This window comes from Mesorhizobium sp. M0678 (assembly GCF_040320505.1).
Classification (GTDB): Bacteria; Pseudomonadota; Alphaproteobacteria; order Rhizobiales; family Rhizobiaceae; genus Mesorhizobium.
In genome coordinates, this window is the sequence record NZ_JAMYPT010000015.1 from 47,022 (window position 1) to 70,654 (window position 23,633).

The 23,633-nt window shown below is 59.9% G+C and carries 20 protein-coding genes and 3 pseudogenes; 11 read left to right on the forward strand and 12 right to left on the reverse strand.

Translation table 11 applies throughout. The annotated features are described in order from the left end of the window. Positions 1-51: 51 nt before the first annotated feature. The 5 genes and pseudogenes from NKI29_RS23615 to NKI29_RS33475 form a co-directional block, all read right to left on the reverse strand. Positions 52-645, reverse strand: coding sequence for a nitroreductase family protein (locus NKI29_RS23615; RefSeq protein WP_027026479.1), 594 nt, complete (start codon positions 643-645; stop codon positions 52-54). A gap of 67 nt (positions 646-712) precedes the next feature. Further along, positions 713-1,309, reverse strand: a complete 597-nt coding sequence (locus NKI29_RS23620; RefSeq protein ID WP_027026480.1) for a 7-cyano-7-deazaguanine synthase — start codon at positions 1,307-1,309, stop codon at positions 713-715. Next, on the reverse strand, positions 1,306-2,508 hold the full coding sequence (locus NKI29_RS23625; RefSeq protein ID WP_352797366.1) for a PfkB family carbohydrate kinase: 1,203 nt from the start codon (positions 2,506-2,508) through the stop codon (positions 1,306-1,308). The genes NKI29_RS23620 and NKI29_RS23625 overlap by 4 nt, the downstream gene beginning before the upstream one ends. Beyond that, positions 2,508-2,942 (reverse strand): hypothetical protein, encoded by a 435-nt coding sequence (locus tag NKI29_RS23630; protein WP_156937412.1) that lies wholly within the window; start codon positions 2,940-2,942, stop codon positions 2,508-2,510. Before NKI29_RS23630 ends, NKI29_RS23625 begins: the two co-directional genes overlap by 1 nt. Positions 2,943-2,986: 44 nt before the next feature. Beyond that, positions 2,987-3,667, reverse strand: a pseudogene (locus NKI29_RS33475) (8-oxoguanine DNA glycosylase); the annotation flags it as partial. Here NKI29_RS33475 and NKI29_RS23635 point away from each other — a divergent pair. From NKI29_RS23635 to NKI29_RS23650, 4 genes are all read left to right on the forward strand, one after another. Further along, positions 3,626-3,988, forward strand: a complete 363-nt coding sequence (locus NKI29_RS23635) for a hypothetical protein (RefSeq protein WP_352797369.1) — start codon at positions 3,626-3,628, stop codon at positions 3,986-3,988. The pseudogene NKI29_RS33475 and the gene NKI29_RS23635 sit on opposite strands and share 42 nt — an antisense overlap. A gap of 210 nt (positions 3,989-4,198) precedes the next feature. Next, positions 4,199-5,605 (forward strand): hypothetical protein, encoded by a 1,407-nt coding sequence (locus tag NKI29_RS23640; protein ID WP_352797371.1) that lies wholly within the window; start codon positions 4,199-4,201, stop codon positions 5,603-5,605. A gap of 77 nt (positions 5,606-5,682) precedes the next feature. Then, on the forward strand, positions 5,683-5,850 hold the full coding sequence (locus NKI29_RS23645) for a hypothetical protein (RefSeq protein WP_155914955.1): 168 nt from the start codon (positions 5,683-5,685) through the stop codon (positions 5,848-5,850). Between the two features lie 3 nt (positions 5,851-5,853). Further along, on the forward strand, positions 5,854-7,284 hold the full coding sequence (locus tag NKI29_RS23650; RefSeq protein ID WP_027026485.1) for a deoxyguanosinetriphosphate triphosphohydrolase family protein: 1,431 nt from the start codon (positions 5,854-5,856) through the stop codon (positions 7,282-7,284). 684 nt (positions 7,285-7,968) lie between these two features. Here the strand turns inward: NKI29_RS23650 and NKI29_RS23655 are convergent. From NKI29_RS23655 to NKI29_RS23670, 4 genes are all read right to left on the reverse strand, one after another. Continuing rightward, positions 7,969-9,171, reverse strand: coding sequence for a PAN domain-containing protein (locus NKI29_RS23655; RefSeq protein WP_352797374.1), 1,203 nt, complete (start codon positions 9,169-9,171; stop codon positions 7,969-7,971). Continuing rightward, positions 9,155-10,741 carry a hypothetical protein gene (locus tag NKI29_RS23660; protein WP_352797376.1) on the reverse strand — a complete coding sequence of 529 codons (1,587 nt, stop codon included), beginning with the start codon at positions 10,739-10,741 and terminating at the stop codon, positions 9,155-9,157. The genes NKI29_RS23655 and NKI29_RS23660 overlap by 17 nt, the downstream gene beginning before the upstream one ends. A gap of 239 nt (positions 10,742-10,980) precedes the next feature. After that, positions 10,981-11,679, reverse strand: a complete 699-nt coding sequence (locus NKI29_RS23665) for a thermonuclease family protein (RefSeq protein WP_352797378.1) — start codon at positions 11,677-11,679, stop codon at positions 10,981-10,983. Between the two features lie 123 nt (positions 11,680-11,802). After that, entirely contained in the window at positions 11,803-12,075 is a 273-nt protein-coding gene (locus NKI29_RS23670; RefSeq protein ID WP_352797380.1) for a hypothetical protein, read from the reverse strand. Positions 12,076-12,998: 923 nt separating this feature from the next. Here NKI29_RS23670 and NKI29_RS23675 point away from each other — a divergent pair. Continuing rightward, a pseudogene (locus NKI29_RS23675) lies at positions 12,999-13,277 on the forward strand (integrase core domain-containing protein); the annotation flags it as partial. 126 nt (positions 13,278-13,403) lie between these two features. Here NKI29_RS23675 and gmd read toward each other — a convergent pair. The 3 genes and pseudogenes from gmd to NKI29_RS23690 all read right to left on the reverse strand — a co-directional run bounded on the left by gmd (position 13,404) and on the right by NKI29_RS23690 (position 15,776). Continuing rightward, on the reverse strand, positions 13,404-14,474 hold the full coding sequence (gene gmd / locus NKI29_RS23680) for a GDP-mannose 4,6-dehydratase (RefSeq protein ID WP_352571700.1): 1,071 nt from the start codon (positions 14,472-14,474) through the stop codon (positions 13,404-13,406). A 141-nt stretch (positions 14,475-14,615) separates the two neighbouring features. Continuing rightward, positions 14,616-14,932, reverse strand: a pseudogene (locus tag NKI29_RS23685) (nodulation factor ABC transporter ATP-binding protein NodI); the annotation flags it as partial. A gap of 439 nt (positions 14,933-15,371) precedes the next feature. Further along, a complete protein-coding gene (locus tag NKI29_RS23690) occupies positions 15,372-15,776 on the reverse strand; it encodes a hypothetical protein (RefSeq protein WP_352479097.1) in 405 nt (134 codons plus the stop codon). A gap of 247 nt (positions 15,777-16,023) precedes the next feature. Here NKI29_RS23690 and NKI29_RS23695 point away from each other — a divergent pair, with 247 nt between their 5' ends. The 6 genes from NKI29_RS23695 (at position 16,024) to NKI29_RS23720 (ending at position 23,091) form a co-directional block, all read left to right on the forward strand. Next, positions 16,024-16,179, forward strand: a complete 156-nt coding sequence (locus NKI29_RS23695; RefSeq protein ID WP_352641401.1) for a hypothetical protein — start codon at positions 16,024-16,026, stop codon at positions 16,177-16,179. 393 nt (positions 16,180-16,572) lie between these two features. Then, the gene (locus NKI29_RS23700) at positions 16,573-17,562 is read left to right on the forward strand and encodes a nodulation protein NodZ (protein ID WP_352726134.1); all 990 of its coding nucleotides are present in this window, start codon (positions 16,573-16,575) and stop codon (positions 17,560-17,562) included. Between the two features lie 242 nt (positions 17,563-17,804). Next, complete coding sequence (locus NKI29_RS23705) at positions 17,805-19,220, forward strand: mannose-1-phosphate guanylyltransferase/mannose-6-phosphate isomerase (RefSeq protein ID WP_352622068.1); 1,416 nt, start codon at positions 17,805-17,807, stop codon at positions 19,218-19,220. 673 nt (positions 19,221-19,893) lie between these two features. After that, positions 19,894-20,190, forward strand: coding sequence for a DUF4917 family protein (locus NKI29_RS23710; RefSeq protein ID WP_352726136.1), 297 nt, complete (start codon positions 19,894-19,896; stop codon positions 20,188-20,190). A 237-nt stretch (positions 20,191-20,427) separates the two neighbouring features. Then, a complete protein-coding gene (locus NKI29_RS23715) occupies positions 20,428-20,886 on the forward strand; it encodes a (2Fe-2S)-binding protein (protein ID WP_352641397.1) in 459 nt (152 codons plus the stop codon). A 3-nt stretch (positions 20,887-20,889) separates the two neighbouring features. After that, the gene (locus NKI29_RS23720) at positions 20,890-23,091 is read left to right on the forward strand and encodes a xanthine dehydrogenase family protein molybdopterin-binding subunit (RefSeq protein ID WP_352797382.1); all 2,202 of its coding nucleotides are present in this window, start codon (positions 20,890-20,892) and stop codon (positions 23,089-23,091) included. The last annotated feature ends 542 nt before the right edge of the window (positions 23,092-23,633 follow it).

Here is a 23,633-nt window from a genome sequence, read left to right on the forward strand (position 1 = left end):
AACAGCGAACGAGCGCGATTCGCCGCCTGCTAAGACTGCGGCATTTACTGGCTAGCGAGACCTGGACGAAATTTGAATACCCCCCACGGCGAGGAAGCGTTCGCGGGGAAATCCGATCGACCGCATGTATTCTCCACCCGCAATACCCAGCATGGTTGCAGAAAGGCCGAGCCATTCGGCCACGAGACCTATTGTGGCCGCCAGGGCTCCGGAATCGCGCCATACCAAGCTCTCCGGATTGTTGTACGCCGCTGAGACCTTGTCCATGTCGGCCACGAACCGAAGCGTGCAGCCTGCGGCCCCCGGAAGCAGCTGGACCACCTCCGCCCGATTTAATGCCGCCGAGCCAGCGCGGTGGTTGAGCTCAGCGAACCCATGCCTGGGCAGGTACAGCCTCGGCTGCCCATCGTTTGCGCACATCTGGCAGACTATATGGATGCAGTGAAGCCCGCCCGCCGCTGGCGCTGGCCGCCGCTCAATCTCGATCCCGGCGCGTCCGACGCCGCCGTTCGTGACCGTTCTGGCCGAATGCCAGAGCACCGCCTCGATGTCCGACCAAGCAATATCACCCCCGACGCTTGATCGGCGGGCCTGCAGCATTTCCTGGAAGGCGTGCTCATGCGTTGGCTGCGGCGGGTCCAGCACCGATAGGGTGCAGTCGGGCGGGAGCCACGCAACCCATTTCCCTGCTGGCGTTCGAGGGTGGGGTTCGTCAGTGAGGAGTCCAGCCAAGGGCCTGCCATGTGTTGAAGTGCTTGGTGCAGCCGCGGCACCTGCCGCAAGCGTAGTTGCCGGTATGACAGGAATGCGCCCAGGCAAGCGTGCCCTGATCGATTCCCGATCGACGCACCAGCTCAACCGCATCGAGTTCGATGGCGGGCGCCTCGACGACTATCCCGCCCTCCTGCATGGCCATGAGCCGCGATGCCCGCTCCACGAACTCCGGCCGACCGTCGGCGTGGGCGCCATCGGTGGCCAGAGCGCCTATCAGCAGCCGCGACACGCCACGGCGCACCGCCGCCATTCCGGCCAGCGTGACGAGCAGTTGGTTCCGGAAGGGCCACCATTCCGACACTGGCGCCGCGGCGTCGGGCGCGGTACCGGCCATGTCGCCAGAACCCAGGGATGAGCAGTCGACCCGGATCACCTCGTGCGAGATGCCGAGTAGTTGGGCCACGTGGCCGGCGGCGTCGATCTCGGCTTCGGCCGGCTTCTGGCCGTAGTCGATGGTCAATGCGACGTCGGGCCGAAGCCACCATGCGATGCTCACAGAGTCCATCCCGCCCGACAGGAGCAAGGCGGTAGTCATCGCGGCAGTCTCCAGACAGCCTGGTAGATGGCGGTCGCGAAGTCGTTGGTCACCGTCGCTCCGGAGCCTACGAACATCTTGAGATCCTCCTCCCGCGAATTCTCGGCCAGCGCGACGACCGGTATGCCCTTGCGGATGGCGTAGCCCGCCTCAAAGACGGTCCCGGGGTCCATCCCGTTGACGATCGCCAGGAGCACGTCGCAGTCCTCGATGCCGGCGAGATCCGCCGGAGCGACGACCTCGGCCGCGCCGGGTCCGACCTCGTGGATGGGCGAGAATACCTGGGCACCTGCTTGCAGCAGGGCACGCCTGCTCTCCTCCACCAGCCAGCGCTGCCCGAGGTCGAAGAATGGCGCCGCCAAGTATATGCGGCCCGTACCCGGGCGCACCTGCTCGAACGGCATCGTGGCAAGCGTGGCGGAGTCCGGGGTGGGAAGGGCGCGGTGGCCGCAGTACCACGCGGTCGCCCGGGACGCGATGTCCGCCGCGTCATCGGGCGCCATGTCCTCCAGGGCCCACATTGCAGCGAACGTTGCGGAGAAGACGTCGCCGGATCCCAATTTCCAAACGCGCTCCGATCGATAGAGGGGGATTTCCCACGCCCCGTCCGGCGTGATTACCCGTGCGCCCAAGGCACCCATCTTCAGCACGACCACCTCGGCGCCGTCGTTCCGGAACAGCCAGTCGGCGCCGGCGCGAGGATCTTCCTCGCCCGTGATCGAGCGCATCTCGAGCCTGTTGAGCACCACTGCAAGCCTCTTGGCCGACGAGCCGTTGGCGGTGAACGCGGCAGCGCCGAAAGCGGATTGTGGATCGTAAACCGCGATGTTGGCGGCGACGACGGCATCGCCCTCGAGCATGCCGTAGCGGAGCACGACGTCGTCTTTGACGGCGAGCGGCGGTCGCTGGCCCATCAAGCCGATCGGCGGCGATATGACAGGGTCGCCAAGCGTATGTGCGTAGTCAAACAACACCAGGAAAGGCAGGTCCGTGGGTACCAACTCGAAGTCGGCGAGCTCGGCGAGGAGTTCGACTTCGCTCCGCGCCCGATCGCCCATGTAAGCGTGCAACCGCTTCCGCGAAGCCTTGACGGTGCCGAGTGCCTGGGCGGCGCGACCGGCGGATCCGAGGACGGCATCCCAGGTCGGTTGCAGGCAGCGCTCGCGGTAGATGCCGCCTACCACCGAAAGGCTGCGCATCAGACGGGAACCACCTCGACGGTGTAGACGCCGCCCGCGATGGCCAGCACCGTCGCCGTGTAGGCCACGCCACGTTGGACGATGCAGTTGATGACTTGCGTATAGCCCAGGAAAGTCAGGGAGCCGCCGATTCGTCCCATCGCGTCACGGACGACAAGGGTGCTGGTAGTGCCGGTGGGGACGACGTCGACGGTGAGAACGGTACCGATGGACACGGGCCCCAGCACGGAAGGCTTGGGGCTGTTGATGGGGGCGTTGTAGGTCTGGCCGCAGGTGTCCGGCCCCCCTCCGATTCCCGGACTCAGATCGTCCCTGCTCGAGCCGCCACCTCCGGACATGCTGTCTTCCCCCTGCTGCGTCCTCCAGTTGAACTCGGATTCGACGCTGGCCGCAAGCCCGCGAATGACGGGCCGATCGATCGCATGGTTCGCCACATCAGTGCATCGAGCAAGGAAGCGCGTAGGCCAGCAGCGCGGCAGAACCCGATGAAACGGGATTCGAGGCCCGCGTAGTCCCTCGCAGGCGTCGCACCGCCGCCGAATATTCCCATATGGACGCACGCCCGCACGATGTGGATATCGAGTATCGCGACCTCGTCGCTCGCCCGGCGGTTCCGGACAACCCAAGATGCCGTTTTGGGGCCGATCCCCGGCAGCCGCGTCAGTGCGTCCCTGAGCGAGATGTCGTCCAGCGCGGCCTCGTCGATATCGGCGATCCTCGCGAGGCACTCTCCCAGTTGTCGCGACCTTTGCCTGGCGAAGCGATACCGGACCAACCTGTCGCCAACTTTCAGAGGCATCGTGAGCATGGCCTCAATCGCACCGACGTCAACGACGGCAGTGCTACGCATCGCTTGCCGCACCCTCCCATATGCCGCGAGACCGACTTCAGCGGGCGCACCGTACCCACCGAGCAGGCAGGCGGCAACTTCCTCCGCTAGGGTGTCGCCAAGGCCGAACGCCTCACCGCCCGCCAATTCCTGCATCCAGGCCTGTGCGGCCCAGAACGCAGGGGTCAACGCTTCTTCAAACCGGCCCCAAGCCACTCCCGGGACCACGGACTCCGCAGGATCGGGCAGGAAGCGTCTCACGGGTGTGCCGTTGTGGAGGGAGATGACGTGTTGCATAAATTGTCCCGAAGAATTATGCATTATATTCATTTCGTGAAACACAGGTCAATGCAATCGACGGATATCATCGATACCGTGAACGCCGTCCTAAGGAGCACTCGCACTCGACAGCGCGAGTTGGCAGAGTTCTGCCGCGTCACCCAAGGGCATGTGAGCAAGGTTCTTTCGCGCAAGGTGCCGCCTTCCGCCGGGCTCGAGGCCGACCTCGCTGACTGGCTCGTGAAGGCGGACAGCACGGCAACTGCGTCCGGTTCGGAGTTGGAGGAGGCCATGAGCCGCCTGCGCAACGCGCCGGAGGAGCATCGAATGCATATTCTGCATATTCTTAACAACCTTTCGGCTCTCGTATGATAGAGAGGGCGCGAAAGGGATTCGGCGGCGAGAATCGTCAGGCACGCGATCCGTGGCCCGGTGCCGCAAGTGCCAGGCTGTCGCAGTACCGTCTTTTGCTTGTGCAAAAAGCTGCGGTCGATTTGTCGCTTGCAAAGGGAGTGTTTACCGTCCCAAGTGTAAAACCAATGAGCAGCGAGACCTGATGACCATGTTGGATCCCAAGCGCCGATGATCCATTCCGGAAACCTGTCTCACCTCGCCCCGCCTGACTTCCGCAAGGACGCCACGCTGGACCGACTGGCCGAGAGGTTCAACGTCGCCCAGTTCGTGAGCTTCTCGCCGTCGCCCTCGGGACCCCGGCAGGAATACTGCCGGCTGGCCGGATTGCCGGCCAACCACCAATTCGCCACCGCCTCGGAAGCCGTGCAGGCGCTGTTCGAACGGAGCGGGGAAGGAACGGTCAACATTCGCACCTTCAGCGAAGCGTCTTCGCAGAGCCGCGAGTTCCTCTATGCGCTGCAGGACTCTGAGGCCGTTCTGACCGCCCTGGCCCGTTTCGCGGCGGACGGAAGCTTCGCCATAGTTAATGAGACCATCGACGTGTCCGATGGCGGCGTCTCCGGCGTGATCCTCGATGATGTCGTGGAGTTCCGTCCCGACGCGACGCCCCGTGGCGTCGAGAGGGAAGGTTTTGCCTCCCTCCCTGCCCCGTGGGCCAACGCCGCCTTCCAAACCGTCTTTGGATTCGGGCCCGAGCTCGCCCATGGCGAGGCGGCCCGCCTCGAGTTCAGCCTCCACCCCGCACCGCGGGGTTACCGGCAGTCGCACGTTCTCTATTGGGAGTTTGGTGCCCACGAAACCCTGCCCGGCAATCGGGTGGACGTTCGGTGGCCCAACGATTTCTCCCGGATGATGGGCGACAAAGCGTTCGGCCTGCTCGTCGCGCACCTGGCTGGTTTTCCGGTTCCACGGAGCACGGTAATTGGCCGGCGCTTGGCCCCATTTGCTTTCGGCACGCCGACCGGGTCCAAGGAGATTTGGACCAGGACGTGTCCGGTGGAACAGGTACCGGGCAAGTTCACCACCTCGCGAGGATGGTTGGACCCCTTCTCCCTACTGTCGAGGGAGGATCCCGACGGCAGCGCGATCGTATCCGTGCTGGCCCAGGAGGCCGTGCCGGCCGTCTGGTCGGGCGCAGCGGTGCAGGGTGCGGACCGCATCCTCTATGTTGAAGGCGCCCGCGGCACCGGCGAGGACTTCATGCAGGGCACTACGCCGCCGATGGCCCTTCCGGATATAGTGGTGGCGACCGTCAAGGCCACGCACGCCCGCCTCGTCGCCGCGCTGGGCGACGTACGCTTCGAGTGGGCGTTCGACGGCGAGCAGGTCTGGGTCATGCAACTTCACCGTGGCGCTAGCCGTTCGGCCGGCTCGATCATCGTTCCGGGCGAGGCGGACGGATGGGCAGTATTCGACGTGTCGGAGGGTCTCGAATCGTTGCGGCTGCGGGTACAGTCGCTTCCGATCGGGCACGGGCTCCTGCTGCGGGGCGAAGTCGGTCTGACGAGCCACATAGCCGACGTCGCACGAAAGGCCGGGGTACCTACGCGCATGATTCGGGCGGACGATGCATAGCCAAGGCCGTCGAAATAGAACATAATGAGAACATCCAGGGTCCAACGTTGGGTCGACAAACAAGCAGGAGAGATAGAATGGCAAACTTCCAGGCTGTCGTGCACGCAAGGCAGGAGGCGAAGCGGGAACTGAGCACTCTGCGGGAGACGGTACGGATCCTGGCCGAGCAGCGTGCGCAGGAGAAGAAGGCGCAGGATGATGCCAAAGATGGACAGCAGCACGGCCACGTTAATCAGCCGGCCTAGACCATGTACACCGATGCGGACCGCAGCCGAGAAGTAGTCCCCGAGAAGGACGGCCACGACAAAAAGTGGCGCGACGAGTTCGGCCGAGATTACGGGCGGATAATCCATTCCGCAAGCTTCCGCCGGCAACAGGGCAAGACCCAGGTCTTCCCAAGCAGGGAGTCGGACTTCTTCCGCAACCGGCTCACCCACTCTCTGGAAGTGGCGCAGATCGCTCAGGGCATCGCCGAGCGCATCAACTACGACTACGACAAGGATCTCGGCGGCAAGATCGATCCAAGGCTTTGCGCGACCGCCGGGCTCGTGCACGACATCGGTCACCCGCCGTTCGGCCACAACGGCGAGAGCGCGCTCGACAAGGCAATGCAACGCTACGGCGGCTTCGAGGGGAACGCGCAGACCCTCAGAATCCTGACGCGCCTTGAGAAGAAGTTGCGGTACGCCGAACCTTTGGCGGGGGACGATAGGGCAGGGCTCAATCTCTGCCATCGGACCATCGCGGCCACTCTGAAGTACGACAACGAGATACCCGCCATCCGGAAGGCGGCGGACGGTTTTGTCAAAGGCTACTACGGCTCGGAGAAAATTATCGTCGACCGGGTCAAGGCATCGGCGCTCAACGGCTACGTCCTCGGTCCTGAGGAGAAATTCTGCACGATCGAATGCAGCATCATGGATCTGGCGGACGACATCGCCTACTCGGTCTACGACCTCGAGGACTGCTTCAAAGTCGGGTTCCTGTCCCCTGCGGAGATGCTGGCCTCGGACGACGCTTTGCTCAGCGCGGTAGCGAAAAGGGCCTCGAAGCCGATGAAGCGGACGGTGACCATCAATGAGATACAGGCTGTCTTCATGGAGATATTCTCCGAGATAATAGAGCAGCCGGCGGAGGATGCGGATTCGCCGCTCGACGGCATCGTGATAGAAGACGACATCGCCCAACAAGCGAAGCGCGACGAGAGCCTGCTGACATTCGCCGAGGCGTACCGCACCTCCAAGGTCATGAGCGAGGACGGCTACAAGAGGACAGAATTCTCATCGGAGCTCGTACACCAGTTCATCTCGGGGGCCGAACTCAAAGCCCACAAAGAGTGCCCATCGCTCAGCCAGGTATACCTTCCGGAGAAGCTCATGCTCCGCAAGGAGGTGTTGAAGCAGTACACATTTGTGGCTGCGATCTATGCGCCGCGCGTGAAGCTTGGTGAATACCGGGGCTACGACCTCGTCACCGACATCTTCAAGGCCCTGATGGGAGACCGGGGTGACTTGTTGATGCCCGCCGATGTCCGGGGCCGCATTCGGAAAGCGCCTAATGTAAGCGTCAAAGCACGTGAGGTCTGCGACTTCGTCGCCGGCATGACGGACAGGTACGCGATGGAGTTCTGGGCGCGCCTTAACTCCGATGCCGCTGAAAGCATGTTCAAACCGATATAACCTGTGCTCCATTAGTCTGCGTGGAGCCTGGTTCCCGCGTCAGCGCCGCGCCGAAGCGGTAGGTGTCGGGCCCGTAGTGCTTTGGGGCCTTACCGCTTGGCTCGATCTCGATGGTTCCGACCGACCAGCCTGGCGGGGTGTGTGAACGGGCGGCCGGTCGTCCAGCCCAAACGGGTAGCCATTGCTATGGATTGGAAGGCAGCCCCGCTGCCGGCGGGTTTTTCGCTTTACGAGGTACCAGCCTTTTGATTCCGGGATCTCAGCGGTCCTGAGAACCCAGCTCTCCCGCTGACCTTAGCTGCGTTGCCTCAGGCAGACATTCTCAACATCAGCAAAGCCCGAGAGCGGTGTTTGTGAATTTGATGTACCAAAGTCCGCTACGGAGTCGGAACCCGCAGATAAAAGAGGTCCGCGCGTCCGACAGCTATTCGATCCTCGACACCCAGAAGCAGTCGGTCGGGTACCGGCCCCATTTTTGACATTAAGTCAGACGGTCCCGCAATGCGCCGACGACAATTCTTTCTCTGAGATGCCTCAGTTGGCTCCACTTTGCATTCTGCTGGAGCTTCGTCGAAGAACATTCCTGCCGCTAACCCAAAGGTTATCGTGGAATTTTGCTAGCCACTCTCTTTGACAAGCAGCTTGGTTTCAATCGCTCCTTGAGGATAGGTTCTTCCTTCAACTTTAGTTGGCGACGCTCTTGATGCCAGATGCGACCGCTGCGTTATCAGCGGATTGGGTTATGCTGTTGAAAAGGACACACGCACTTTCTTTTTTGCGGAAATTGAACCCTAAGCAGGATTTGTCGTTTGCACATTGCAGTATGCAGTCTGGATATCGGAGCGGAGAGGTCCAATAGGCGTTGCCAGAAATTTCCGTTTTTGTGGCGAACACCAAATTCGAGTAGCGCAAATTGCTCTCGACCACTTTTTTTGCGGCCATGATCGACTCTTCGCTTTTGACCAGTAGCGATGCGTCCCCTTTCATGAAACAAGCTCGAAATTTTGTGTTATAAGTAACCGCTAGACACCTGAAGTCGGTGTCGCAGGCGGTTTGACACTGCTCAGAACTCACGTTCCTAATTGGCATATCCGGCAGGTCGTTTCCGATCGCGTCCCACCCGGACACGACAACAAATCCACTATCTGGATCGACCTCTGTCGCAGGAGTTTCTGCGGGGACAGTTGCGGCCTGCTCTCGTGACGAGTCAGGAATGATGTCTGAAGACGCAAATGTGCGACCATCCAGCCACGCGCATCTTGTTGCAAGATCGACGGCGGATGAATCATTAAGGCCGACCAACTGAAGCGTCTGAGCACCAGCGCCAGGCCCGGCTGGTGGCGCTGTCGGGGCAGAACGAGCTGCCAATGATACATTTACGTCTACGCCGTTCACACTCCGCCGAGAGTAACACCACGCTCGGTCCCAGGTTTGGTCGTTCTCATCCTTGAAGTGGTGACCTGTGATTAACTCCCAAGTGGTGCCTTGGAACTCGACGTTCTTGGTGGCGAACTTGTTGAAGTCGACGGTCACCACGTCAGGCTTGGTAGGGACGTCAGCCTGAGGCGCCTGCTCCTGAGTTGGCTTTGGAGTTGGAACAGGAATAGGCGGCTCATCTTTTGGGGAGGTGAGATCGCTTGGCTGCTCTATGGTCGGCAAAGCCGCCGGCTCCGGCAAGGTTTTGTCCCATAGACCAAGATTCATGCCTAGCCCAATCCCGACCGCCGCCACTGCAATGGCTCCGCCAGTCGCCATTCGGCGAAAGGCGGTCGCCCGGGCTGTCTTCTCTTGGGCCGCGGCTTGAGCCTGCAAGGTTGGAATCGCTGACCTTTTGACGGCGAGATCGACGGCTTGCTCGAGCAGGGTGGTGTTATGCCGGACGAGCACTTTTGCGACCCTTCATTGATACCGTCACGAGGTCTGAGACCTCAGGCGGCAAATCCTGGTCGAGGGCCTTGCGAAGGACTTCGGGATCATCGGTGAAGAGCGGAACATAGAGGATCTCTTTGACCACCTTTTCCACAGGCACCTCAACCCGCTTCTCAACCTCTTTCTCGACCATAACTTCGACTGGTACCTTAATCGTTCGAATTCGGCGCCACCGCCAACTCAGAAGCATTCTGCGGAGCAGCCTGGAAGTCTTGCTGTCTGAATTGTCCTCTTCTCGGGCGGCAATGCGCTGGAGCGCTAGAGCGACCATTGCCGTAATTGGTCCCGCGAGCGCGGCAATGAGCGCGAGCGAGCCGAACCAAATCACAGAGATTATTCCGGCCTGTGCCTCAGTCACCAGTTCAGGTTTGCTGCCGTACCACCGTGAGGCAATACGGCGGACCTGATCTGTCCGCGCCATTGGGATCCGCTCCTTGGCCAAGGCGCTGAGGGCTTTGGCAATCTGGTCCTGTCTGACCTGGTTTTGCGCCGAGGTGTTTGCCTTGTTGGCTTCTGCCGCCTGGGCATCTGCGAGCCGTTTGCCCGCTTCATCCAATCGACGCTGCCAAGCCGCGGCATCACTATCGCGCGTTTGCTCCAGAGACGAACGCCTATCGACAAGCTTCTGCCTCTGGTCAGTAGTCATAGGAGGGCTATTTGCCCGCAAACGATCGAAATTTTCGCGCAGCGCAGCAATCTCTTGATCGAGCGGGTCAATCTGAGTGTCGAACTTGGTGATAATTTTCGTGCGGGGGTTGGCAAGTTTAGCCACTTCCGATTCTAGCCTGCGTGCCGAGTCGCTGTCCCCTGAATCGCGCGCCATCTTGATACGTTCAACAAAGCTGTCGCGTTGGCGCTCAAACTGATCGACAGCCTCTTTAACTTCGCGATCACGCTGTTGAATCAGCGCCGATCGAACCGCGTTTTTCTCCTCCACTTGATCGCGAACACGCGAGGCTTCTGGGGTAAGGGCTGTCGTTCCCTCCAATTCCGCATTGGCCTCGGCAATTTGCGACTGAAAGGTCGCACGCGATTTTTCCGCAAGAGAAGTCAGCTGCTCAATTTCGGAACGGGCTTGATCGACCTGATCGGCTCTTCGACCAAGTTCGTCAGCAGAGGCGAGCTTTGTCGCTTCCTGCTCAAGGGCATCAATCTTGTTTACGAGCTCCTCATAACGCAGCTGACGCAATGCGCCTGCCCTCTCCATCCCCATAAAGACAGTTTCGAAAGTGATGCCTGCAAGAACCAGGAGGAAGACCAAGATTATGGGCTTCCAGAGCCAAGACGCGCTGAAAAGCAGTGTAGCTATCGGTATCTTGGTGAGCTCCGCGATTGCCACCATGAGAAAGGGTGCACTGGCGAGCGTCAAATCCATTGCAGTGACAGACTCGCTTGCAGAAAACGCTTGTACGCCTAATGCTACACCTGTCGTAAGACCAATCGCTGCGGCCGCAATCTCTAGGGCCCAGGCACCACGGTAGGTCCACTGGCCATAGCTTGCCAGCTTTTGACTCATCACAGTCTGCATTTTACTCGCCCCCCCCCCGACAGGGCGACATCACGCCTTGATCGCCTGGCAGCATACACTTAACGGTTTTGAAAGTCTTAGTTAAGGCGTCTTCTCTCTATTGTCGCAATAACTTTTTCTGCCCTTCAGATATAGAATACCTCGTCAAAAAATGGGGTTAGCAGACCGCGCCGCCCATGCATGGTCTTCGTTAGATCGGTGTAAGCGGAAAGCCGAACAGGCCGTAGCGCGCATTTCAGCTAGCAGAGTGTTTCGCATGGGATCCCATCCTTGTCGCGATCGAGTTTTCCGCCCCATGAGCAGTTTTGCAGGTACCAGTTGGCTTCGTCGCAGGAACCGATCTGCTTGCACGTTCTCCGCGGCTCGCAAGAATAGCCGCTCTGCGCGACCAGCTTACGGCTGATGATGCCCAGTGGGCGGCTCGACGGCGCCGCGCCGTCGGCGTGCGCAGCGCGCCATTCCCAGGGTGCCTGAAACGTCCCGGCCCACAGGCCGATCTTTGAGGCTTGGGCTTGCGCCTGCTGCCCCGCATAGGCGCCCTGGCTGTAGTGAGGCCAATCCAGCGCCTGGCCGTGCTGGACCATCCAGGCGGCCACGCCCGTGCCGTCGGCGCGCCGACAATCGCCGACAAAGCGGTGGTAGCGATCCCACGTCACGAATGTGCATTCGAGCGGCCTCGACGCGGCCAGGAAAGTGTCCAGCGCTTCGGCCGATCGCCGGCCGCAAGGATACTCGGCGCCATTCGCATCGCGGCACAGCTGTCGGCTCTCTGGCGCGTCGATGCCGTTGAAGCGGACGCGCTGGCCGTGGATTTCGATCGTATCGCCGTCAATGACGGATGCGACACCGGTAAGCAAGGCGGGCGCCGCCCTTCGTGGGCTGGCCTTTGATGCATCGTCGCTGCGTTGCGCGCCCGACGGCGCCAGGAAGGCAGCCACTGCCGCCGCTGCCGTAAGACTGAGCATTGCCGGCACGCTCGCAAGTTGGCGCCGCCACAGCTTGGCACCGGTGGGTCTCTGCCACCGATTGGATCGATATTTGCGGTATGGCCTGCTCATCCGCTACGCCGACCAGCCCGGCCATGCGCTGTCGACCATGGGCAGGCCGGCGCAATAGTAATCGTCAACGAACCGCCCGGTGGACCGGTCGCGGCAGCGCCAGATAACGTTGTAGTTCTGGCCATAGAATTGGTCCCACGCGACGCCATAGATTTGTGGTGGCGGTGGCCGGTAATATGTTCCGCCTCCATAGCCGTTGTTGGCAGCGACACCCACAGCTGCGCCGCCGACAGCCGCGACCGCTATTCCTGTCGCGACAGCATTGTCGGTTTTCACAAGCCTGGTGCACTTCTCTGCTGTTGCGCGCCTGCGCACTAGAAGGGCCGCTACCCGACTACGATACTGTTCGTCCGTGCTGCTGGCGAGAACGTGACATAGCGCAACGGTATTCATTGCCGTGAGATCGCTGTCCGACACGACAGTGCTCGTAGAGCAGCCGCTGACGCACAGGGCTGCACTTGCGATGAGTGCTCCAATTTTCATGTGAATTCCCCCAAACAAATATTGGGGCGAGTCCGACCTAGAAGTCCAGAGTTTTGTTTTTCACATTGCTACGATTCACAGCATGCTGCGGCTAGCTGGCATCCACTGCAACCAACTCTTCCGCCGGTCGTTGACTGATGCTGGGTTGATCTCAGCCACTCCAGAACTTGCCCGCTGGCTCAAAACCGGCGGGCTTTTTTTCCGCGACGCCGGAAGGCTCTATCTCGCCGCATGTTGTGGTACATCGGCACGCCGTCATCGGGCCGTGCCGTTGACCAAGGTGGTCCCTCCGCCATGGTCGGCCGGCGCAGCCTTGACCGTCCGCGCGGGCCATCCCAATCAAGCCCGCTGGCTTCGGTCGGCGGCTTTTTATTTGATCCCCGGCGCCGTCGGCTTGGATCTAGATCCTCGCCAGTGCCGGATTTGAAGGTAAGCTGCGGCGGTATGATCGCACTTCGCGCGGGACGGACCATTGGTGTGCAGCAAGAGCGCCGAGTTCATTCGGCCAAGATTCTGCACTAGGCCGAGGTAGGTGAAGGCAGATAGCTATCCGGTAATCGCTGAGATATTGGAGATAATGTTCCCCCATGGAGGTGTGTACCAGTATTATAAGTTTCCAAACTTCATGTACGAACGCCGTGGACGAGCTGCTGTGTGCGCTTGCCGTAAATCGCTTCCGCGAGTTCACAGTCGGAGGTTGGCTAGGACCATAACGCGAGAGCTTCAACGGCCCCCTTCGCGATGAACTCCTCAACGAGACGCGGTTCACGTCCCTGGCCCAGGCCCGCGCGAGGCTCAATGTATGGCGCGCCGATTACAACGGCGCGCGTCCGCACTCGCACATCGGATGGCAGACACCCAACGAATGTGCATCGACCTTCAACCCGCGACGGTCGCTCGCGCTGCGCAACGTGAAACGCTCCGCGCCAGCACCCGTCGCGTCCACTGGCCATCAGGGCAAATCCACCCGCGGAAACGAACTCAAGACTGGATAAAATTTGGGGGAAACGTCAGGGCGGCCATAACTTTGCAGTCTTCAGACGCGAGGCGGCGTACAACAGCGCTGCCCACCATGCTTGTGGCCCGCGACCCACACACGGCTTTTCCCTTCAGATCGTACATTATGCTTCCTTCATTATTACCGATGTCTGCATGACCTTGAGGTCTTCCCGCACCATTTCCGCGGCAAGCTCGCGCACGGATGTTTCATGCACCCAGCCGAGCTTCTCCTTCGCCTTGGTGGCGTCGCCCAGGAGAAGATCGACTTCCGTGGGGCGAAAGTAGCGTGGGTCTACCTGGACTAGGCATCTGCCGGTCTCGACATCATAGCCCTTTTCGTCGACTCCCTCACCACGCCATTCGAGCTCGACGCCGACATCTTCGAAAACCCATTCGACGAATTGGCGGACAGGGGTCGTCTTGCCCGTCGCCAGCACGTAATCATCCGGTTGATCCTGCTGCATCATCATCCACATACCACGCACGTACTCACGCGCATGGCCCCAATCGCGTTGAGCATCGAGATTGCCGAGATAAAGCTTGTCCTGCTTGCCGAGGTAGATAGCAGCGGCGGCGCGGGTGATCTTGCGCGTCACAAAAGTTTCGCCGCGCAGTGGGCTTTCATGATTGAAGAGAATGCCGTTGGAAGCATGGATACCATAGGCCTCGCGATAGTTGACCACGATCCAGTAGGCGTAGAGCTTGGCGGCGGCGTAAGGGCTGCGCGGATAAAAGGGCGTTGTTTCGTTCTGCGGTACGGATTGCACGAGGCCGTAGAGCTCTGAAGTCGAGGCCTGATAGAAGCGGGTCTTGTCCTTCAGACCGAGGAGGCGGATCGCCTCAAGAAGTCGCAATGTTCCGATACCGTCGGCGTTTGCTGTGTATTCCGGCGTTTCGAACGACACCTGGACATGGCTCTGAGCGGCCAAGTTGTAAATCTCGTCTGGCTGGGATTCCTGAACTACTCGGATGAGATTAGTCGCATCAGTGAGGTCACCGTAATGCAAAATTAGGCGCGGATCGGGATCGTGCGGGTCTTGGTAGATGTCTTCGATGCGACCCGTGTTGAAGGAAGAGGAACGTCGCTTAATCCCATGAACGATGTAGCCTTTTTCCAGCAGAAGACGCGTGAGATAGGCACCATCCTGTCCCGTTATGCCCGTAACCAGAGCAACTTTCCTGTTCTCGCTCATTTTCTTCCTGCTCTATGGTAGTTGAAGTTTCGAATCTGGCTCGCCACACCGCCAGCAAACTGCGGCCCGCCTCATACCCTATGGTAGGATTTCGACAGATGCGGCGCGGAGCTCGTCATTGACAGTGTCAGCCAGCGAGCACACCTGCTCCTGCTTGGAGGCATAGCAAAACAGAGTCTCGCCGCTAACCTGCCTAAGTCGCACATGCGGCCTGAGTGCCGAACTCAGCTCACGGGGTGAGCGATATAGATTTCAATCACGTCGCACCCGATTTGCTCATCAATCAGCGAGTTAGGACGCCCTTCTGGGATTCTACATCCGTTCTCAAGCACGCACAGTCGATTGCATAGCCGCTCCGCTTCTTCCACGAAGTTGGTGGCCAGTAGAATCGTATTGCCCTGCGCCAGCAGGGCACGTAGCCGTTCCCAGATAAAATGGCGAGCATGTGGGTCCAAGCCACACTAGAACTCCAACATCCCTCTTTTGCGCTGACCAAGTAATCTTTGCCTGCTTCAGCATCTTCTAATGGAAATTGTTTTGATCAGTGAAATCGATTGTTTGGATGAGGTGCATCCATAAAATGGATTGTTTGACAGGGCAGCGCGGCACCATCGGCGGCACAAAGTCGTGGGCGCGAGGTTTCGCTCCGCGCGAAGACAAAGTTCGTGGCAGTCGGGGGCTTCGGGCGAACCGCACATCTGAGACGGCGGCGAAAAGCCGGATAGGGCATTACGTATCGACCTCCAAGAAATTTCGGGCGCGCTAGCCCGAAAACGGTGGCTGGGCTTCAACGATGGGCGGGACGAGGCGACCATCAAACTGTGTTTCATACTGTAGGCGATCGCAGTGCGGCGAATTTGAACGGCCGCCTTTGCCAGCCCTCGCCATCGCATCCGGCTACAGGTGCCGAAGATCTTCTCGATCCGAGTACAAATTCTGTGGATCGGTTGGTTCCAGGCGTCGAGCTTTCGGCCTCGTCGCGCCCCCACATAGCGGTTGCGACGATGCGCGGCCTTCCACCCTTGGCGCGCACCGCGTCGCCGAGATGATTGCCTCGGTAGGCGCCGTCGGCAAACACTTCGCCGGGATTGTCGGGCAGAGCATCAGGAACGGCGTTGCCGTCCTCGGTGTGGGCGCCGTGACGGCGATCTCCTCGACAAGGGCCGTATCGGCGTAGGCACCGAAATGGGCTTTGAAGCAATGAAACGCTGGTCGGCGCTTGTACTTGACCCAATGGCCCTCTTCATCATCTTCGCTGGCCGAGGCGATGATCGCCGCATCGACAGGCGTGCCGATCTTCACCTGGATCGCTGAACTGGCGGGGGATCTCGGCGAACAACAGGGTCATGAACCTCAAGGGCCTGTCGAAAACGGACGAGAGCGGGTTCGCACAGGTGTCGGCTCTGACACCGAGAACCCGCAGAACCGTCGGAACGATCCTCCACATGGCTGCAGACGCCAAAATTCCTCTCTCGGCCATCGTCGCACAGCATCGCGTGCCAGTCGCTCAGTCCAGCCGGCTCGAAAGCTATCCGGCAGGAGTTGCGCCATGTTGGCGCACTTGAAAGCGTCAGAGGGCGCCGTGTCGCATCTTTCGATGGGAGCGGACGCCATGATGGCCATAAATGACGTGGATGGCCTGCGCCTGACATTCGACGGCTGGCGGGTCCTGCACATCCGTCCTTCAGGAAACGCCCGCAAATGACATGTTACGTTGAGGCAGTTAAGAATTGGACTTGAAAAAGGGACTTTGTGGACTGCCTCGACCGGCTGTTTCGCTTAGCAAAGCGCGGCCCCACGTCAGCAGAGGCTCATGGTCAAGGAACGCCTTAGTATCCATCACATGGATGGGCCACATTCACGCAATCAATTTTACACATGTCGCCGGGCGCATTAGAGAACGCTGAATTTAAACCGGAAGCGAGTGTACCCGGCGTCAAGATTTGCGAGCGTCACAGAGATAAGGATAGGCAGTGCTGAGGGAGCTCTTCTGCCCCACGCGCAGCCTCTACCAAATCGCCCGGCGTAACGGTCGACTAGTATCGATTAGAGATCCCAAGCCAGATGCAACCTCGTCTCTGAAACGAGATTTCCGAAAATGCAGGTCAGTGGATTGGTAAAGCGCAGGTTCGTCGTCTCTCAGAGGCGTACGGGGTTCGGTGATTGTCTGTGGTCGCTGGCGGCCGCTTGGCGCTACGCTCAGCGGTCGGGACGAACGCTAGCCGTCGACTGGCGCGGGTCCTGCTATCTCGACCAACCCTTCGCAAATGCCTTTCCGGTGTTCTTCCAACCGATCAATGACATCGCTGGCGTACCGGCTATTTGCGACGACCGGATCAACGACTTTTCCTTCCCGGGTCCATTCTTCCCGGAGTGGTGGAATAGGCCAGCGATCGACTGCCTTTACCGCCCAGATGAGCAGATTTTCCAAGAGCGCGACGAGTTGGGCGAGCTCTTTCAGGCCGAACACGATGTCGAAGCGAACACAGTAGTGTGTGACGCTTGCTTGATGTGGCGCTGCGATGAGGATGCCGAGCGGCAGGTCTTCCAGAGTGTCAAGCCTCGGTCTGAAATTCAAACACGCATAGATGCCATTTACCAAGAATGTTTTGAGGGGCACAGCATCATCGGGGTTCATGTTCGACATGGTAACGGTGAAGACATCATGGACCATGCGCCCTACTGGGCCGATCCGGAGTTCGCCGTTCGACAAGTGTGCACTGCGGTTGATAAGGCTAAAGCGTTACCGCACCCCAAGCCTGTGCGGCTGTTCTTGTGCACGGACAGCGCGCAAATCCTGGATCACCTGTCGGCCAGGTTTCCCGATCTTCTCACCGTCCCCAAGCATTTCCGATCCGATCAAGACGGCCCCTTACACACTGCAGCACTTGGGATGGACGGCGCAATTTCCGCCCTCGTTGAGATGTATCTTCTCGGGCGCTGCGATACTGTAATTCGGTTTCCTCCGACGAGCGCCTTTACACGATATGCACGCCTTTTCGTACCACGCGTAATTGAGTTCGATCTGAAGGAGCCAAGTCGTTTGATTTTGATAGAAGACAGCCAAAGAATCTCTGGTCTCAGTTAAGACCCGTCACCTGCACAATTCGGCGAATGCAACCAACAGGCATAGTTGAATGTCCATTTCTCATCGAGGCCATGGAAGCGTCGTACGATACCGATAGCGTCGTCGTCTGAGGCCGTTCGGCAACGCGCCAGAACTTCGCTGTTACTCGGAGGCCGCAGACCAAGCCAGAGCGACGGCGATCGTGACGCTAACGCTCGAGAGGGCGCGGGCAATCACTCCAGAGACGAAATCGAGGTTGTTATATGAAAGTGGTTCCCGTCATCATCAGCGGCGGAGCCGGATCGCGGCTATGGCCCGCCTCAAGGCAATCGCACCCTAAACCTTTCCTCAAAGTGGCAGACGGGCATTCACTGATGCAGCACACTGTGTTGCGCGTCGGTTCGATAAAGGGCGTAGTGGAACTCGTCGCCGTGACATCTGGGGAACACCTCTTCCTTACCAAGGACGAGTTCGACGAACTAGATTCCGTGGTCCTGCCACGCACCTTTCTGCTCGAGCCTGAAGGCCGGGATACGGCCGCAGCCGTTGCGGCAGCCGCCATCCATGCCAAGGCAACGCAAGGCCCTGACGCGATTCTATGCGTCTTCCCAGCCGATCACATGGTTGGCAACCTGCCTGCATTTTTAGACGTCATGTGCCGGGCCATCGAACATGCGAAGCTCGGGCGGATCGCCACATTGGGCATCACCCCAACCAGACCGGACACGGCATTCGGCTATATCGAAGCGGATGGTGAGAAAGTCGTCCGTTTCGTTGAAAAACCGGATCTGGACACAGCCAAAGCCTATGTTGCGTCCAAGCGCTTCTTCTGGAACGCCGGCATTTTCTGCTTTAGCGCACAAACCATGCTCGACGAGATGGCATCGCATTGCCCCGCGGTGATCCAGGCCGTCTCCGACAGCTACGAGAACGGCCGCTTCAGTCAAGGCGAAGGCTTTGCCAAAATCGAACTCGCGCCTGAGCATTTCGGCTCCGCCCCGCGAATCTCGCTCGACCACGCTGTCATGGAGAAGACGAACAAACTTGCCGTGGTTGCCTGCGACATGGATTGGAACGACATCGGATCCTGGAACGCAATGGCCGATTTGATCGCCGCCGACGAAAGCGGGAACAGGATACGCGGCGATGTGCATATGGTCGACACGACCGGCAGCTATGTGAGCTCCGACAAGCGCGTCATCGGCACGGTCGGTGTCAGCGATCTGGTGATCGTCGATTCCCCGGACGCTTTGCTTGTCGCATCCCGCGACCGCGTTCAGGACGTCAAGAAGCTGTTCGAGGGCCTCAAGGCTTCAGGACATGAAGCTCACCTGGTCCACAGCACGGTACACCGGCCGTGGGGTACCTACACGGTTCTTGAGGAAGGCGAGCGCTTCAAGATCAAACGCATCGAGGTGAAGCCCGGTCGGCGGCTGAGCCTGCAGATGCACTATCATCGTTCGGAGCACTGGGTCGTGGTCAGCGGCTCCGCGAAAATCGTCAATGGCGAGCAGGAGTTGTTCCTGGCGACAAACGAATCAGCCTACATCCCCTGCGGCCATAAGCATCGGCTGGAGAACCCAGGCAGAATTGACCTAGTGATCATTGAAGTGCAGAGCGGCGATTATCTCGGCGAGGATGATATCGTTCGCTTCGACGACGTATATGGTCGAACGTAGATTTCACCCGCATGACGAGAACGGTCAACGTGTCGCTGACTAATTACCACTAGGAAGGCCGTCTGCCCACTCAGGACCGGATGCTTGTGGAATCGGGAATTGACCAACGCAGCGGCGAAGGACCGCAATCGGCATCAGGGGTGGGACAAATCAACCGGAAAAGACCGGAGAGCATAGTAACGCAACACAGTCCCACTGTCGAATAGCCTTTGATATTTCTGACTTTCCAAGCACCCTCAGGGCCCACCAAAATTATATCAATGGCTTATGGCCGACTTTGCTCTGAAGTGGGCCAAATCGACCTCGCTATCCCCGCAGCACTCAGTTTGATTGTTTTCGCATGAAAACGAGCAAGGACAGGGGAAGGCGATCTTGTGCGGCTTCTATGTCCAATCTTGCTCCTCTTCGTCGTCAGGTTGTGTGCAGCCACATAGCGCGGCTATCGCGAGGCTGGAAGGCCTCCGATCGATAGGTGCGGCGAACGGCGGCAACGAGGTGCGAATAGGATGGCTGAGCGTATGATCGAGAATACCGCAGCTGCGGTCTAGCGCGAAATGCAGCGTCTGTGACTCATCGGTCATTGCAGCGCGATGAACCGGAAATCATGACCTAAGCCGCCCTTCATCAGCCCACCAGCGCCCAGAAGAAGGCGAAGATCCGTCACAATGCCTACCTGTACCAAGGCTTCAAGCAGTTCACCGCGAATGTGAAGACCGCCAGCCATTGCTTCTTCATTTTCGGCCATTCGCTCGCTACGAATGACGACCACGTCCTTAACCGCATAGCGCGTGGCAAGTTTCGCAAGCTCTGTGTTGGCATCTATGGTGAACCAGCATCCGCGCATAACCAGCGGATCATGAACCACGCGAACGAGCTAGCGGTGCAGCGCAACGAAAAATCGCCGCTTGATGTCGTCTTTTATGATGCTGGTACAGTTCATGTCTGGGGTTTAGGCTTAGAAGCGGAATGACTGCCAACCAGGTCATCGAGCCGGAAACTGACCGGCCGGTCGGCCCAAAAATGACATTCAGTTGCCTCCAGCCTTTCGACACGAGCCACTTCACGATCTCGCGATCGCCAGCTAGCGGCTTGTTGCTCGAGCTGCGCGATCCTAGTCTGTGGTCGCTATGCCTCAGCAAGAAGAGTCCGGTTCCTAGCCGGGCGGAGGCGCAACGAGATAGCCAGCTCAGGACAAGGAGAGCAAGCCATGGTCGCTTTTACCCTCAATGGCGAGGCGCGAACACTCGACGTCGATCCAGAGATGCCGCTGCTCTGGGCGATCCGTGACAGCATCGGACTCACAGGAACGAAATTCGGTTGCGGCCTTGCCCAGTGCGGCGCTTGCACGGTTCACGTTAACGGCATGCCGACGCGCTCGTGCCAGACCGCAGTCGGCGACATCGAAGGAGCCTCGATCACCACCATTGAGGGCGTGTCGGGCAAGATCGGCGAAACGGTCCAGGCCGTGTGGGCCGAGTTCGACGTACCTCAATGCGGCTATTGCCAGTCTGGCCAGATCATGTCGGCCGTGGCCCTCCTGACAGAGACGCCGAAGCCGACGGACGATGATATTGATTCGGCGATGAGCGGCAATCTCTGCCGCTGCGCCACCTATCATCGCATCCGCGCGGCCATCCACGAGACCGCCAACCGGCTGGAGACCTGAGGCATGTTGCAGTTTCTCCCGAAGCATAATGCCGTGGGGCCCACGCGCCGCCAGTTCCTCCTCGGCACGGCCGTCACCACCGCGGGCCTCGCCGTGGGCTACCGGCTAATGATGGCCGCGCCCGCCAACGCACAAACGACGCCTGCAGCGGTCCAGGCGAACCCCTTCCAGACCTATGTCGAGATCACACCGGAGAACCGAATCGTCATCCACTCGTCGCAGTTCGAGATGGGACAAGGCTCCTATTTCGGCATCGCCACCCTGGTTATGGAAGAGCTCGACGGCGCCTGGGCGCAGGTCCACGTGGTCGGCGGATATGGCAATACCGCGCTCTACGGCAATCTCGCCTGGGGCGGGGCCGCGCAGGGAACCGGTGGCTCCACGTCGATGAGCTCGTCGTGGGAGCGCTACCGCAAGGCGGGTGCTGCCGCACGGGCCATGCTGGTGGCGGCCGCGGCGCAGCGGTGGGACGTGCCAGCCGGCGAGATCACAGTCGCTTCCGGGGTCGTGTCGCACGCCTCAGGGATGCAGGCGCGCTTCGGTGACCTGGCTGAAGCCGCAGCGGGAATGCCGGTTCCCGACGACGTGCCGCTAAAGCCGCGCGACAAGTGGGCCCAGATCGGATCGGACAGCCTCAAGCGCTACGATTCCGCCGGCAAGACCAATGGCGCGCAGACCTACACGATCGACCTCAAGATGGATGGACTCAATACGGCCGTTATGATCCATCCGCCGAAGTTCGGCGCTGAGATCGAGAGCTTCGACGCCTCCAAAGCCAAGGCACTCGACGGCATTGTCGATGTCGTCCAGACGCCGCGCGGCATTGCCGTGGTCGGCAGGGACATGTGGACGGCGCTCAAGGGCCGCGATCTCGTGGAGGTGACCTGGAACGAAGAGAAGGCCGAAAGGCGCGGCACGGCCGAGATCATGGCCGAATACACTAAGGCAGCAGACGATCCGGGCGCGGCCACCGCGCGCGACGACGGTAACACTCCCGCAGCGTTGGCCAGTGCTGAGAAAGTCATCCAAGGGCACTACGAATTCCCCTATCTTGTCCATGCTTCGATCGAGCCACTCAACGCGGCCGCCCGAATCAACGAAGACGGCACCATCGACGTCTGGGGCGGACACCAGATGCCCGACCTTTATCAGGCGGCTGCCGCTCAAGTAGGCGGCACCACGCCGGACAAGGTGAGGCTGCACGTGATGAAGACCGGCGGCAGCTTCGGCCGCCGAGCGGTCTCGGACGCAGATCTCATTATCGAAGCTGTTTCCACAGCGCGTGCACTGGGACCCGGCAAGCCGGTGAAGGTGCAGTGGACCCGCGAGAACGACATGCGGGGTGGGCGGTACCGGCCGGTCTATGTGCACGCAGTCAAGGCGGGGCTCGACAAGGAAGGCAATGTCGTCGCTCTCCATGACCACATCGTGGGCCAATCGATCGCGGGCGGTTCGCCCTTTGCGGCGATGATCGAGAACGGCATCGATCCGACCTCCGTGGAGGGCGCCACCAACCTGCCCTATGCGATCCCGAACCTGAAGGTCGAGCTGACCACGACGGACGTGAACATCCCAGTGCTGTGGTGGCGTTCGGTAGGCTCCACCCACACCGCTTATGCAATGGAAACCCTGATCGATGAGCTCGCCGCCGCTGCGAACCGTGATCCGGTCGACTTCCGCTTGTCGATGCTCGGTCACCATCCACGGCATGCCGGCGTGCTGAAATTGGCTGCTGAGAAGGCAGGCTGGGACAAGCCTCTGCCGGAAGGCCATTTCCGCGGCGTGGCCCTGCATGAAAGCCTCTCGACCTATGTCGCCGAGGTGGTGGAGATCACCTTCAACGATGGAAATGATTTCAAAGTCGACCGCGTCGTCTGCGCGGTAGATTGCGGCACCGCGATAAATCCTGACCAGATCCGCGCTCAGATGGAGGGCGGTATCGGCTTCGGGCTAGGCGCGATCCTCCAGGAGGAGCTGACCCTGACGGGCGGTGTCGTAGACCAAGAGAACTACGACACCTATATGCCGCTCAGGATCGAGCAGATGCCGCGCGTCGAGGTGCACATTGTGCCGTCCGACGAGCCGCCCACGGGCGTTGGCGAGCCGGGTGTGCCGCCGATCGGCCCGGCCGTCGCCAACGCGCTACGGGCGGCGACGGGCAAGACGATCCGCAAGCTGCCGATCATAAAGAACTTGTCAGCATAGCCGGGAATGACACCATGAAAACGGCCGGATGAAGATCGCGGTCGTAGGTCGTTTTTGAACGCCTCCTGACAGGCGATCACCTCCATTCGCAATTTCCGGCGGCTGCCCGGTCCAATATCCGGTTTAGAGACGGTAACCCGTGTTCTGAACGACCGCAGACGGTCGTTGGTGCTGGTAGCACTAAAGAACCGCTTTCGAGACGCAAACGCCGCACGCAAATGTCTCGAAAGGGTCACGCTAGAGACTTTGTACCACCTAGTTGCATGTCTGCTATCGCTTTCTGGGCGCGAGAAGCGGCCGGTCCTCTGACGGCCCCATAACAGGACATTGATGTCTTCGCGCTGAGCGTCAGCAGTTGGCGCTACCGCGACCCTTCTCAGGAAGGCTGCACACCGACGCGATCTTCCTTTCGCCTTGCGCAAACCTCCCTTCCGAGTGAGGCGTTCAGTGCGTCGGCTTGGTGGACTGAGGCACTTCTGAGTGGGACAACAACATTGAAAAACATTGGAAAAGATTTGAATGCTCTGAAGTCCCACTGATCT